At 65.0% G+C, this 12,311-nt stretch carries 18 protein-coding genes; 6 read left to right on the top strand and 12 right to left on the bottom strand.

Translation table 11 applies throughout. From position 1 onward, the window contains the following. Positions 1 to 56 precede the first annotated feature (56 nt). Positions 57 to 461, top strand: a complete 405-nt coding sequence (locus ACR9FL_RS15545; protein WP_207824958.1) for a YidB family protein — start codon at positions 57 to 59, stop codon at positions 459 to 461. Between the two features lie 2 nt (positions 462 to 463). Here the strand turns inward: ACR9FL_RS15545 and truA are convergent, their stop codons facing one another. The 7 genes from truA to ACR9FL_RS15510 all read right to left on the bottom strand — a co-directional run bounded on the left by truA (position 464) and on the right by ACR9FL_RS15510 (position 5,001). Further along, positions 464 to 1,213: a tRNA pseudouridine(38-40) synthase TruA gene (gene truA / locus ACR9FL_RS15540; protein WP_436356264.1), complete on the bottom strand. Its 750-nt coding sequence runs from the start codon at positions 1,211 to 1,213 to the stop codon at positions 464 to 466. Continuing rightward, positions 1,213 to 2,136 (bottom strand): methionyl-tRNA formyltransferase, encoded by a 924-nt coding sequence (gene fmt, locus ACR9FL_RS15535; RefSeq protein ID WP_436356263.1) that lies wholly within the window; start codon positions 2,134 to 2,136, stop codon positions 1,213 to 1,215. The genes truA and fmt overlap by 1 nt, the downstream gene beginning before the upstream one ends. 27 nt (positions 2,137 to 2,163) lie before the next feature. After that, the gene (locus ACR9FL_RS15530) at positions 2,164 to 2,379 is read right to left on the bottom strand and encodes a hypothetical protein (protein WP_105563730.1); all 216 of its coding nucleotides are present in this window, start codon (positions 2,377 to 2,379) and stop codon (positions 2,164 to 2,166) included. Continuing rightward, complete coding sequence (gene def, locus ACR9FL_RS15525; RefSeq protein ID WP_105563729.1) at positions 2,379 to 2,951, bottom strand: peptide deformylase; 573 nt, start codon at positions 2,949 to 2,951, stop codon at positions 2,379 to 2,381. The genes ACR9FL_RS15530 and def overlap by 1 nt, the downstream gene beginning before the upstream one ends. An 82-nt stretch (positions 2,952 to 3,033) precedes the next feature. After that, complete coding sequence (locus tag ACR9FL_RS15520) at positions 3,034 to 3,306, bottom strand: hypothetical protein (protein WP_436356262.1); 273 nt, start codon at positions 3,304 to 3,306, stop codon at positions 3,034 to 3,036. A 50-nt stretch (positions 3,307 to 3,356) separates the two neighbouring features. Continuing rightward, positions 3,357 to 3,779, bottom strand: a complete 423-nt coding sequence (locus ACR9FL_RS15515) for an acyl-CoA thioesterase (RefSeq protein ID WP_436356261.1) — start codon at positions 3,777 to 3,779, stop codon at positions 3,357 to 3,359. A gap of 64 nt (positions 3,780 to 3,843) precedes the next feature. Then, entirely contained in the window at positions 3,844 to 5,001 is a 1,158-nt protein-coding gene (locus tag ACR9FL_RS15510) for a patatin-like phospholipase family protein (RefSeq protein ID WP_436356260.1), read from the bottom strand. Positions 5,002 to 5,089: 88 nt separating this feature from the next. On the opposite strand from ACR9FL_RS15510, the gene ACR9FL_RS15505 reads away from it, so the two are divergent. Both ACR9FL_RS15505 and ACR9FL_RS15500 read left to right on the top strand, forming a co-directional pair. Then, the gene (locus tag ACR9FL_RS15505; RefSeq protein ID WP_436356259.1) at positions 5,090 to 6,247 is read left to right on the top strand and encodes a DUF1624 domain-containing protein; all 1,158 of its coding nucleotides are present in this window, start codon (positions 5,090 to 5,092) and stop codon (positions 6,245 to 6,247) included. 311 nt (positions 6,248 to 6,558) lie between these two features. Further along, the gene (locus ACR9FL_RS15500) at positions 6,559 to 6,837 is read left to right on the top strand and encodes a hypothetical protein (protein WP_313635345.1); all 279 of its coding nucleotides are present in this window, start codon (positions 6,559 to 6,561) and stop codon (positions 6,835 to 6,837) included. Here ACR9FL_RS15500 and ACR9FL_RS15495 read toward each other — a convergent pair. The 4 genes from ACR9FL_RS15495 to ACR9FL_RS15480 form a co-directional block, all read right to left on the bottom strand. After that, positions 6,834 to 7,427, bottom strand: a complete 594-nt coding sequence (locus ACR9FL_RS15495; RefSeq protein WP_245945223.1) for a recombinase family protein — start codon at positions 7,425 to 7,427, stop codon at positions 6,834 to 6,836. The two genes, ACR9FL_RS15500 and ACR9FL_RS15495, sit on opposite strands and share 4 nt — an antisense overlap. A gap of 104 nt (positions 7,428 to 7,531) precedes the next feature. Continuing rightward, entirely contained in the window at positions 7,532 to 8,185 is a 654-nt protein-coding gene (locus ACR9FL_RS15490; protein WP_436356258.1) for a YoaK family protein, read from the bottom strand. Positions 8,186 to 8,250: 65 nt separating this feature from the next. Beyond that, positions 8,251 to 8,511, bottom strand: a complete 261-nt coding sequence (locus tag ACR9FL_RS15485; protein ID WP_162790683.1) for a hypothetical protein — start codon at positions 8,509 to 8,511, stop codon at positions 8,251 to 8,253. Positions 8,512 to 8,561: 50 nt separating this feature from the next. Further along, entirely contained in the window at positions 8,562 to 8,825 is a 264-nt protein-coding gene (locus ACR9FL_RS15480) for a hypothetical protein (RefSeq protein ID WP_436356257.1), read from the bottom strand. Between the two features lie 323 nt (positions 8,826 to 9,148). Here ACR9FL_RS15480 and ACR9FL_RS15475 point away from each other — a divergent pair, with 323 nt between their 5' ends. Next, positions 9,149 to 9,850, top strand: a complete 702-nt coding sequence (locus ACR9FL_RS15475) for a hypothetical protein (RefSeq protein ID WP_436356256.1) — start codon at positions 9,149 to 9,151, stop codon at positions 9,848 to 9,850. Here the strand turns inward: ACR9FL_RS15475 and ACR9FL_RS15470 are convergent. After that, positions 9,820 to 11,009 (bottom strand): IS3 family transposase gene (locus tag ACR9FL_RS15470; protein WP_134581407.1). Its coding sequence is split into 2 segments (ribosomal slippage): positions 9,820 to 10,757 and positions 10,757 to 11,009, totalling 1,191 coding nucleotides; the frame shifts between segments, so codons are not numbered across the junction. The genes ACR9FL_RS15475 and ACR9FL_RS15470 overlap by 31 nt on opposite strands. An 81-nt stretch (positions 11,010 to 11,090) precedes the next feature. On the opposite strand from ACR9FL_RS15470, the gene ACR9FL_RS15465 reads away from it, so the two are divergent. After that, complete coding sequence (locus tag ACR9FL_RS15465; RefSeq protein ID WP_436356255.1) at positions 11,091 to 11,348, top strand: hypothetical protein; 258 nt, start codon at positions 11,091 to 11,093, stop codon at positions 11,346 to 11,348. Further along, positions 11,349 to 12,308 (top strand): hypothetical protein, encoded by a 960-nt coding sequence (locus ACR9FL_RS15460; RefSeq protein WP_436356254.1) that lies wholly within the window; start codon positions 11,349 to 11,351, stop codon positions 12,306 to 12,308. It begins immediately after the preceding gene. Positions 12,309 to 12,311: the final 3 nt, after the last annotated feature.

Raw genomic sequence — 12,311 nt, 5'->3', positions numbered from 1 at the left:
CCACAAAAGCGTAGCCTCGTTCCCTCAGACTGCCGGCTTCAACTCGGAGAACGACCATGGGACTTCTGGATAATGTGCTCGGCGGCCTCGGCGACGACGCTGCGGGCGGTCTGTCCGACCTGCTGAAGGGTCAGGGCGGCGTCGGCGGTCTGGTCGAGAAATTCGGCCAGAACGGCCTGGGCGACGTGGCGGCCTCGTGGATCGGCAAGGGCGGCAACGCCGGGATCTCGGCCGAGCAGATCGCCTCGGTGCTCGGCTCCGGCCCCATCGCCGACTTCGCCGCCAAACTGGGCATTTCGCCGGAACAGGCCAGCGAGACCCTGGCCGGCCTGCTGCCGGAAGCCGTCGATCGCCTGACGCCGAACGGTTCGGCCGAGGGCGCCGACGACCTGCTCGGCGGTCTCCTGAACAACCTGCCGGGCGGCATCGGCGGCGCCCTGGGCGGCCTGTTCAAGCGCTGAGGTCAGGCCTCGGCCTCATAGGTGACGCCCGTCAGATAGAGACCGTCTGACGGCGCCACTGGGCCGCACCGGGCCCGATCCTTGGCCGCCAGAGCATCGGCCAGATCAGATACGCTCCAGCGGCCCAGACCGACCTCCGCCAGACTGCCGGCCATCGAGCGCACCTGACGGTGCAGGAAGCTGCGCGCCTCGAACACCAGATGCACTTCTTCGCCGACGCGGCTGACGCGGGCCACGTCCAGCGTCTTGACCGGACTGGCCGACTGGCACTGGGCGTCGCGGAAGGTGGTGAAGTCGTGCAGGCCGATCAGGCCTTGCGCCGCTGCGTGCATGGCCTCGGCGTCCAGCGGCTTCTTGACGTGCCAGACCCGGCCCCGGTCCAGCGCCGGGCGGCCCGGGCGATTGAGGATGCGATACAGATACTTGCGCCCATTGGCGGTGAAGCGGGCGTGCCAGTCGTCGCTGACGGGGGCGCAGTCCAGCACCGCCACCGCCTCGTGCATCAGGTGTGCGTTGAGCGCATTCATCACCGTCCGCGCCGGCCAGTCCTTTTCCAGATCGACATGACAGGTCTGGCCCGTGGCGTGGACCCCGGTGTCGGTGCGCCCGGCGGCGGCGATGCGGACGGTCTGGCCAGAGAAGGCCGTCACCGCCGTCTCGATCGCGCCCTGCACCGTCGGCTGACCTGTCTGGGCCTGAAAGCCGTTGTAAGCCGAGCCGTCGTATTCGACCGTGAAACGATAGCGGGGCATCAGCCGAGCTGGGTTCCGGCCGGAACCGGGAAGCCGCGCAGCATTTCCTCGGCGGATTGCGCCGCCTTGCCGGGGCGCTGCACGCGGGTCAGGCGCACCGCGCCGGTTCCGCAGGCCACGGTCAGGGCATCGTCCAGAACCTGACCGGGCGCACCCTGCCCGTCTGCCAACGCCGACATCAGGGCCTTGATGCGCACAGGTTCGCCGTCGGCCTCAACCTCGAACCAAGCGCCCGGAAAGGGCGACAGGCCGCGGATGTGGGCGTCCACCTCAGCCGCAGAGCGGGTCCAGTCGATGCGGGCCTCAGTTGGGGTGATCTTCTTGGCGTAGGTTGCTTCCCCCGCCTGCTCGGTCTCGGTGAAGCCGCCGCGTTCGATGGCGGCCAGGGCGCGCGGCCACAGGGCGGCGCCGACATGGGACATACGCTCGGTCAGGCTGGCGGCCGTGTCGTCGGGATGGATGTCCATGACCTCGGACAGGATGATCGCGCCCTCGTCCAGGCCCTCGCTCATCCGCATGATCTGGGCGCCGGTCTGGCGGTCGCCAGCCATGATGGCCCGCTGGATCGGGGCGGCCCCGCGCCAGCGCGGCAGCAGCGAGCCGTGCAGGTTGAAGCAGCCCAGACGGGGCGCCTCCAGCACGTCAGGTTTCAGGATCTGGCCGTAGGCGACGACGCAGGCGGCGTCGAGTTCCAGGCTGCGAAAGGTGTCGATGGCCTCAGGGGCCTTCATGCTCTCGGGCGTGAAGACCGGCAGGCCCATGGCCTCGGCGAAGGCGTGAACCGGCGACGGCGTCAGCTTCTGCCCCCGGCCCTTGGGGCGCGGCGGCTGCGAATAGACGGCGACGATCTCGTGTCCCGAGGCGATCAGCTCGGCCAGCGACGGCACGGCGAAGTCGGGAGTTCCCATGAAGGCTAGGCGCATGGTCCCGCCTTTAGACCGTGGGGCGGATTACATCCAGCGTGTATAGACGCCGCCGCCCTCGTCCCACTCGCCGCCCGCGTCCAGAGCGTCGTCGAAATCGAGCAGACGGTCCAGCAACAGGCCCGCCACCACGCCGACAGCGGCGACGGCGACGATGGTGGCTAGACTGGCGGCGCCGACCTTCTGGTTGCGAGTCAGGCGACGACGACCGCGCGGGTCGATGATCGTGGTCTTGCGGGCCATCAGGCGGCGAGCCTTGCGTTCTTCTTGACCTTGGCCACGGCGCGCTCACGGCGCAGGCGCGACAGGTGGTCGATGAAGAGGACGCCGTTCAGGTGGTCCAGTTCGTGCTGGAAGCAGACGGCGTAGAGGCCCTCGATCTCTTCTTCGATCTGCTGGCCCGTGTAGTCCATATAGCGGACGCGGACGCGGGCAGGGCGCTCGACGGCGTCGAAATATTCCGGCACCGACAGGCAGCCCTCCTCGTAGGAGAACATCTCGTCCGAGGCCCAGACGACCTCCGGGTTGACGAAGTAGCGCGGGTTGCGACGGGCCAGGGCGTCTTCCTCGGTTTCCGGCTCGTCCGGCTGGCCCTCGACGACCTTGTCGCCTAGGTCCATGACCACGACGCGCTTCAGCTCGCCGATCTGGGCGGCGGCCAGGCCGATGCCCGGCGCGGCGTACATGGTCTCGAGCATGTCGTCCATGAGGGCGCGCAGCGCGTCGGTCACGCCGCCCTCGACGGGCGGAGACACGGCCTTGAGGATCGCCAGGTCGGCGGCGTTATCGATGGTCAGGATGCGACGAATAGCCATGGCCCGCAGGTAGGGTGGAAGGGGCCAGACGTCAAGAATTACCGAGTGCGGCGCTTGGTCTTGCCGCACATCCTTGGCCCGCTTAACCGGCCGAAGCCATGGCGATGCCGACCACCTGCATGATAGTCCAGACCACGCCGCCGAGAGCCAGAAGCCCGCCCGCGCTGGCCGCTTTCAGCCTGGCGCGGCACAGGCCCTCGAACCGCTCGGGATCGACGGCGCGCTCAATCCGACGCCCCGCGTGCCCCGTGCTGCGGATCACGCCAGTCTGGCGCGCCTTGAGCAGGGGCAGCAGTTCGCGCAGCATTAAAAACAGACCGCCGACAAGGGCGCCGATACCGGCCAAGGTCCACATGATCCGTCCTCCTCGCCCCTCCCTTGGAGCCTGGAAGAACGGTGCTGTATTCAGGCCTGACTGTCCAGAACCGGCGGCAGCGGGCGCGGCTTGCGCTCGGAATCGATGGCTACATAGGTGAAGACGCCCTCGGTCACGCGCACCGACAGAGCCTCGGACTGGCCGCGCGCCCGCTTCCACGCCTCGACATGGACGCGGATCGAGGTGCGGCCGGTGTGAACGACGCGGGCGTAGATCGACACCTCGTCGCCGACCGAAACCGGCTGGTGGAAGACCATGCCGTCCAAGGCCACTGTGGCGCAGCGGCCGTTGGCGCGCTCGAAAGCCGGCGTGGCGCCCGCCAAGTCCATCTGGGCCAGCAGCCAGCCGCCGAAGATGTCGCCCTCGGGGTTGGTGTCGGCGGGCATGGCGATGACGCGACCGACAGGTTGGCCTTCGGGAAGCTGGGCGGGGATTTTTTCGGCGTCGGTCATCGGGGCCTTGGAGGTCTTGGGGAAGAGAGCCTTTCCATGCGCCTCGTGATGGGCCGCATCAAGGCTATCCGCGCGGCCGCAGCCGATCCATCAGGCCCTGAAGCCCCTGCCGTTCGGCAACCGGCGAACGCCACAGCTCGCCCGCCCGCGCCCGCTCGCGCGCGGCGTCAAACAGCCGCTGCATCGTGGCGGTGTCGAAGCTCAGCATCCCGCCTTGATCCGGCGCGTCGGGGATCGAGGCGACGCTGATCGGCAGCCCCTGCGCCGCGCAGAAGGTCGTCGCCGTCCCCAGGGCCTGGCGATAGGAAAACCGCAACATGGCGTCGAAGCTGCGCGTCAGAACCGCCGCCACATTGGGGGCCGTGGTGCGCGGTTCGGGCTCCAGCACCGTATTGACCAGGACATGCACCCGGCCGCGATGCAGTCGTCGTCCCAGCCGGTTCCAGCGCAGCAGGCCCTCGGGCATCAGGAACAGAGGCGCAGCGACCCCGCCGTCCACGTGCATCTCCTCGAACTTGTCGCCATCAACCTCGCAGGGGATGCGACGCGGCGGGAACAGGCCCGGCAGGCTGGCGGAGGCGGCCAGAACCTCGCGGAACAGAGCCACAGCCTTCTCGCCGCCGTGCGAGGCTATGGCCCCCATGTCCCAGATGCAGGAGCGCTGGCTGTCCAGATCGGTCGTCGCCACCAGCAGCCGCCGACCACGCGCATGCTCGGCCGCCACGGCGTCGATCAGGGCCTCATCGACAAAGGGATGGATCAGGCCGTCCAGGGCCTCGCCCTGGAACAGGCCGCCGGTAAAGGTCGAGGCCAGGCGGCGCAGGCTCAACAGGTCAGCGGCGTGTCCGCCGACATAGGCGTCGGCCAGACGCTCGTCCCAGGCCGCCCCCAGAAAGGCGAAGGGCGCGATCAGGGCACCGGTGCTGACCCCGGTCACCAGGGCGAACTCCGGCCGCGCCCCGGCCTCGGTCAGTCCGACCAGAGCACCGGCGCCGTAAGCCCCGCCCGCCGCCCCGCCGGAAATGGCCAGCATGTCGAACCGTCCCGACGACCAGCCCGAACGCGGCAGCGACAACCGATCCGCCGCGGCCTCCAGCGAAGCCTCGGCCTGTTCAACGCTCAACCGGATGTCAGAGAAGCCTTCGATGCGCCCCAGCCCGGACGGCGGCGCTGGCAGACGGCCTTTTGGCAGGCGCCGGACGGGAAGGACTGGCTGGCTCACACGGCCTTCATCGGGCGCCGCGCCAGGGACGTCAAATGAGGCCGTCGATAATTTGTAATGTTATTTCATATCATTTACGCACAGCCGAATGACACCACCAGCCGCCCCCTCGACCGCCGCGCTCTCCATCCGCATTCAGTCCATCGACGCCCTGCGCGGCCTGGTCATGCTGCTGATGCTGGTCGATCATGCGCGTGAGTTCTTCTTCATCCACGCCCAGGTCTCGGACCCGATGGATGTCACGGCGACCGCTCCGGTCCTCTTCTTCACCCGGATGACAGCGCATCTTTGCGCGCCCATTTTCGTGGCCCTGACCGGGCTCAGCGCCTGGCTCTACGCGTCGAAAAAGGGCGGCGCCCCGGCGGCTTCGGCCTTTCTGTTCAAGCGAGGCCTGTTCCTGATCGGCCTGGAGCTGACTCTGGTGACCTTCGCCTGGACCTTCTCCCTGACGCCGACCACCGTCTTTCTGCAAGTCATCTGGGTCATCGGCCTGTCGATGATCGCCTTGGCGGCCCTGGTCCATCTGCCACGCGGCGCGCTGATCACGCTCGGCCTGGTCATCATGCTGGGACACAATTTTCTCGATCCGATCACGGTAGCCGAAGGCGCCCCCGGCCACGCCGTCTGGGCCGTGTTGCATGATCGCGGCTACATTGACCTGCCATGGGGCGGGCAGGCGCGGACCTCCTATCCCCTGCTGCCATGGATCGGCGTCATCGCCCTGGGGTATGGCGTCGGCCCCTGGTTTGTCGCCGACGGCGCCACGCGACGCCGCCGCCTGGTCGTTCTCGGCGTCGCCATGCTGGGACTGTTCGCCGTCCTGAGGACCATCAACCTCTATGGCGATCACCCATGGAGCGTGCAGCCCGATCTGCTGCGCACGGCCATGAGCGTGCTCAACCTGACCAAGTATCCGCCCTCAGCGGACTTCCTTCTGGTGACGCTAGGCGTCGGCGCCCTGCTGCTGGCAGGACTGGAGAGAGCCCCGCGTCGACTGGTCGACCTTCTCGCCGTCTTCGGCGGCGCGCCTTTGTTCTTTTACCTGATCCACCTCTACGGCCTGCATCTGCTCAATCTGGGCGCGCTTGCGGTGTTCGGCCCCAACCAGGGCGAAGTCTTCAGCCTGCCGAGCGTCGGCTGGATCTGGCTGCTGGCGCTGATCGTCGCTGTCCCCAGCGCGTTCGCCTCCCGCTGGTTCGGCGAGGTCAAGCGCCGCAGTTCGCAATGGTGGATGAAGTATCTCTGAGCCCGCGCATCAACGGGCCGCGAGATGACCGGACCGGCAAGGAAGTGGCGCACCCGACAGGATTCCTCGTGCCGACCTGCTGGTAGGCCGAGCTATCGGCTGCTGATTGGGCGGCGTCGTCAGCCATGATGATGCTCCGCGACTCGGATGGATGAGCCGCGAAGCAGAGTCCTCGGATGGGCTGGGGTCAACGTTTCGAACGGACTTCCACGACCGTCTCTGACGTCAGGCGCGAGGCTTTCCTGACGATCTTCCATTGCTATGGTCAGCAGGTCGCGGCAGGGCGTGGTCGAGTGGGGAGAAGATCAACGATGTGGAAACTGGATCACGTCGTCTCGGCGTCTGATGTTGATGTGGAGGAGCGACGCCTTGCCGAAGTGCTGGCGAGCGCGGGCTACGATGTCGGGAAGCTGACATTGAATGGTCTGGCCCAGCAGGTGCTGGCCGAGCGGGCGAAGGCCACGGTGATGGCCATCGGGATCGAGCAGTCGAACTGGCCGCACTTTCCGCTGGGCAATGGCGGCGTCGAAGTGCGCTTCCAGTTCAGCCGCCAAGAGGATCAGGTGAACGCGAAGCTGGCGTTGGTTTAGGCGGCGACGCTCTCCAGACGGTCTTCTCCAACCGTTTCCGTCGAGCGTTTGATCGCGGTCACCGTCATCGGTGAAGCACAATGGAGGCGGGCGGTGGCGCGGATGCCCAGACCGTCCAGCAACGATTTCCTGATCGCTTCCACACGGTCGTCAGGCATGGGCTTGCGACCGGACTTCTTGGTCGTCCGACGAAGGCCGCTCATGATGCGCTCCCTAATCATGGCGCGTTCGTAGGAGCTAAAGACCGAGAGCATCTGGAACATCATGGCGCCGGAAGGCGTCGAGGTGTCGAGGCCCTGCGTGTGGACATAGAGGTCCACGCCTTTGGCTTGGATGTCGCCGAGGAAATGGATCAGGTCGGGCAGGGACCGTCCGATCCGACAGACCGAAAAACAGGCGATCTGGTCGAAGTCCTTCCGGGCGACACCCTTCAGCAGGTTGTCGAAGCCGGGCCGTTTGTCGCGGCCTTTGGCACCCGAGATGCCTTCATCGACGAAGGTGGCGGCCACCTCCCAGTCCTGACGCTGGGCGACGGCCAGCAGGTCGCGGAGTTGGTTTTCGACGGTCTGGTTTTTATCCGCCGTGCTCACACGACAGTAGATCGCCACGCGTTTGGTCAGGGGTGTTCTCCGATCCGATGTTGGGAGAACAGACTCTCATGAATTGGCAGGGCGTCAACGAGATCGGGGGCGGTCTATGCTGATGCGTGATCGGGGTTAACCCCCAGTCTGTCGGCCAATACGGCGCAGATGGCTGCGGCTATTGCGGCGGCGCCTAAAGCGTCCAGACCGAAATGCCGGTAGGCTATCGTTCCCAGCAGACCTCCGACCAGTAGACCGAGCCAGAGCAGCAGATGGGGAAGCCAACCAAGTCGGTCGCCCCCGAGCAGAGCCGTGGTGATGGCTTTGCCCAGCTTGACCAATGTCCCTGTCATGTAGGTCACGCCGATGCGAACCTCGCCCTCTTCGACGAAGACGGCATTCACCGCACCCATCGCGAAAACCATTCCCACGACAGCGAAGTCCGTGGCCCCGAAGTGAGCGGTGACGGCGGCAAGGCCCAGCAGCACGGCCACAAATATCAGGACCATGGGACGTCGATGGGATTTGGCCAATCGACCGACCACGGCCCCCAACATCACCCCGATGACGAAGAGGCCGACAAGGCCCGCAGCTACTCCTGCTGCTGCCCAGTCGTTCGCCAAGCCTACTCCGATCCGGGTCGTATTTCCGCTCATGAAGGAGACGAAGAACCCGCCCAAGCTGACAAAGCCGATAGCGTCCACATATCCGGCGATGCTGGACAGGCAAGCCGCCAGCAGCCGCACTTGTCGATCATAGCGGGTCATGGACTTCACCTAACATCGACGCCCTCGGAGCGACGCGCGCGACCTTAAACTGAAGGTGGCGTCGTCTAATCCAGCGGGATGATGAACATCTGGCTGTAGCCATGGTGGCCGTCGCTCGTGGGGAAGACGACGAAATCGTCACCCGCCTTTTCAACCGCGTCGCGCACCACATCATTGAAAGCATCGGGCTGGGCAGGATTGGCGATCAGGAAATAGCCGTCCTTGTCCCGCCTAACGTCGTAGGCGGTAGACGCTTCCAACAGCCTGTCGAGAAATCGCCCCATAGGCGAATAGAAACACTGCTCACCGAACGCTTCAAGCTTCACGGGAACGAAATCGCTGGCTCGGGAAGCACTTGGGCGTGGGTTACGCATTTTTACGTAACGCGCATGTCCTCTGCCAGCCCCAGACCGTCGCTGGAAACAGATGATGTCAGGCGCAAAATATCGACTACGCCATGACTGGGTTTGCGGGCCGTGAAACACAGCCATTTCCACCCCAGTTTCCGAGAACGGTTGCGGCGGCCTTTTCGGGCGATCTTCCAGCCAAAGACATCGTGATCAGGCTGGAGCCTGTTTCCATCGACCATCAAGGCGAGCGCACTGCGCTCACCTGCGTCTGGCCCTTTCGCCTTCGTCATGTCCTCGCCTCTGGCTCGGACCTGCCGGTCGAAAGAGCGCAGCCGAGTTTTAAGATCAGGTCAGAACCAAATCCCCCCTTTTAGTGACCTTGCTAGGATACCTTATAAGGAAGGCCACTAAAGAAGGGCTTTTGAAGAGAGCCGATTGGTCGCTTCGCTCCTCTCTCTCAAAAGCAACACGACACGCGTAGATATAAATGCCGACGCGACACTTCCTCGACTATAAATAAACCGTGGCGGACAACGCTGGAGGTCATGTTCCAGCGAGATCAGCAGGTCGATCTGGTCCGTCACATCATATTCTGACCTGACGAGACCTTTACGTGAATCATTTTGAACCCCTCTGGGCGAAATATTACGCCCCACACCTGACCAAGACCGAGATCGGCCAACTCCGAAGAGCCAAAGAGGGAAGCCAGTCGATCCTTCTCACTGACATCATCCAGAAGCAGGGCTTCGATGCTGGGCGGCGTGTCTACATGCCAGTGGCCACCAAAAAGGATGTGCCCGGCAGGAACCACTACGTCGTGGCGGGTCTGATCGAAGAGCATGGCGACACCGACTGGGACCAGCAGTGCCTGTTCGCGAACACACTGCGGATCGCCACCGCGAACGATGATGACTACGCAACGCCCAAGGCTCGCGTTGTCGTCGCCCCACATCATATTCTGACCGTCGAGTTCGATGACCGGAACATAACCTTTTTCCAGCAGCAGCTCGGCTGGCTACGCTCGTCTGGAACGAAACTCGATAGCGTGGTCGGCCAGTTCGTTGCCCATTTGCGGGATCGCTATGCCGACGTCGCTGGACTGACCGTCGTCTATTCCGGTCACAAGAGCCTCCATTTCCACTTCGTGCTTGCGACCGAGTTTCTGACTGGCGCGGTGCCCGAGCCGACCAGTGCGCGACTGGGTTTTCAGAAGGCATGGGATCGGCTGCGAGACGAGTTCGAGAATTTCGTGCCCTTTAATCTGGCTGACGTGACCCCCGTTTCTCATCCAGCCATAACAAGAGTCCGAGGTTGATCTGGGTAGAGATTGGTTGGGTTGGCAATAGGGCGGCCTGCGCAGCCGTCAACCAGCGCAGCAGGCCGCCCGGCGTTTCCAGCAAGGGCTTGCGCGTAGGCCTGCGGCGTCAGCCAGCCGAGCTTCGAGTGCGGTCGCCGTTCGTTGTAGTCACGCCGCCAGGCCTCGAGCACCGCGCGCGCGTGCGGCAGGGATCGAAACAGCGTCTCGTTCAGCAGCTCGTCACGCAGGCGCCCGTTGAAGCTCTCATTGAAGCCGTTCTGCTGGGGCTTGCCCGGCGCGATGTAATGCCAGCCGACGCCGGTGTCGTCGGCCCACGCCAGGACGGCGTTCGAGGTGTATTCCGTGCCGTTGTCGCTGACGATGGTGTCGGGTCGGCCCCGCTGCCGGATGACGGCGTCCAACTCTCGCACCACCCGAGCGCCCGACAGCGAGGTGTCGGCCACCAACGCCAGGCACTCGCGGGTGCAGTTGTCGATCACCGTCAGGATGCGGAAGCGCCGCCCGTCCGTCATCTGGTCAGAGACGAAGTCCAGCGACCAGCGCTGGTTGGCCACCAGCGGCAGGTCCAGCGGTCTCCGCGTGCCCATTGCTCGCTTCCGCCCGCCGCGCCGGCGCACCGTCAGCCGTTCCTCACGATAGATCCGCTGAACCCGCTTCTTGTTGACCGCATGGCCCTCGCGCCGCAGCAGGACGTGCAGGCGGCGGTAGCCGAACCGGCGACGCTCCTGGGCGAGGGCCCTCAGCCGGTCGCGCAGGGCGCCGTCGTCCGGGCGCGTCGCCTGATAGCGCACGCTCGTCCGATCGACGCCCAGAACACGGCACGCCCGCCTTTCGCTCATCTCGTAGGCGGCTTGCAGATGACCAGCCGCCTCGCGCCAGCCGGCGGGCGTCACCACTTTTTTCCCAGCAGGTCCTTCAGGGCCACGTTGTCCAGCATCGCGTCCGCCAACATTCGCTTGAGCCGGGCGTTCTCGTCTTCAAGCGTCTTCAGCCGCCGAGCCTCCGACACGTCGAGCCCGCCGAACTTGGCCTTCCATTTGTAAAAGGTCGCCGAGCTGACCCCGTGACGCCTACACACCTCCGCCGTCGTCACTCCGGCTTCCTGCTCCCGCAGGATCCCGATGATCTGCTCTTCCGTGAACCTTGATCGCTTCATTCTGTCCGTCCTTCGTTAGGGCGGACTCTAGCTATTCCTGGAGGAGTTTCAGGGGGTCACGTCACCGGCTTCGAACGCAATATGGTCATTCTGAGCGACGAGTCCGCCTATGGAAAGCGTCGCCTGATCGGCGAGGCGCGGGCGCCGGTCGATCGGGCGCGGCGCAAGCTGGAGGCCAGTCCCTCCAATCCTCGTTTCGTCTCGGACTATCGCCAGGCGCTCCAGGCCTTCATCGAGGATCACCGCGAGGCGGCGGATCCGGGTCTTATCAAGAGATATGAGCAAGACCTGCGTGACCTCGGCACGGGCTCCGCCGCCGTCAGGGGAACCGGAGACTGAATGGCCAAGGCAAGGCCCAAACGAGGTCCGCTCAGCATATGCCGGTCCGGCTCATTGATTTCGCAGGTGGTGCTGAAGCATCGCTCATCTGAAGCGACGCTGGAGGTTCGAACCCTGGCGGGCGAGGTGCTGCTTTCGCACGAGTTGCTGCAAGCGCCTGCCTCCCATCAGCTCCTGGGGGACGGCCGCTCGGTGCTGCTGGCCGTGCTCGCTCCGTCTGATGATGACGCCGACGCAGACTACGCTCTCTATAGGCTCGACATGGAAGCCGGCGAGCAGCGTCTTGTCGGGCGCGCTTCAGATCACCAGGTCGCTGTGGCCGAAGACCGTCTGGCCTGTTTCCGGCGCTCCTGTCTGACGGTGAAGACCCTGGAGGGATCGGATATCTTCTCCATCCCGATGCCCGAAGATGACGGGCATCGGGCCCTGGCCTTTCTGCCTGATGGACGCCTCGCCGTTTCGGCGCGCGCTGCAGCGAACGGGGCCCCGGTTGACGTCGTCATCCTGAATGGAGAGACGGGCGCGATCGAAGTGCGATGCGAAAGTCAGGCGGCTTCGGTCTATGATCGCTTTGCGCCCGGCGTTTTCGCTGTTGATCCCCGCGGGGAATTTCTTGTTCTTGCAGGCTATTATTCTGGATTGGTGATCTTCGATCTGGCGTCGGGCGCCAATGTCGCCGCCCGCTTCGCGCCCCATCCGCTTGATCTTGCCGAGGGCCATGTGGCGACCCACGATCATCACCACTATGCCAGCGTCGCCTTTGACGAAGGCGGGCGGTTCATGGCGGCGACCTATCGTCCGGGGTGGGTCAGCCTCTGGACCCGCAATGGCGAGATCGTGCTGCGCGAAGCGCCGTTCGTAAACCCCAAGGGCGAGCGTCTGATCGCATTCGACGACAGCGATCTCGTCTATTTCGATTCCATGGGCGATGTAGCCCGCTTCGCCCTGCCGCCGGGATAACGC

Source organism: Brevundimonas sp. CEF1, from assembly GCF_051353055.1.
GTDB lineage: Bacteria > Pseudomonadota > Alphaproteobacteria > Caulobacterales > Caulobacteraceae > Brevundimonas.
The sequence above is the reverse complement of the archived record's forward strand: the minus strand, read 5'-3'. Positions and strand labels throughout refer to the sequence as shown.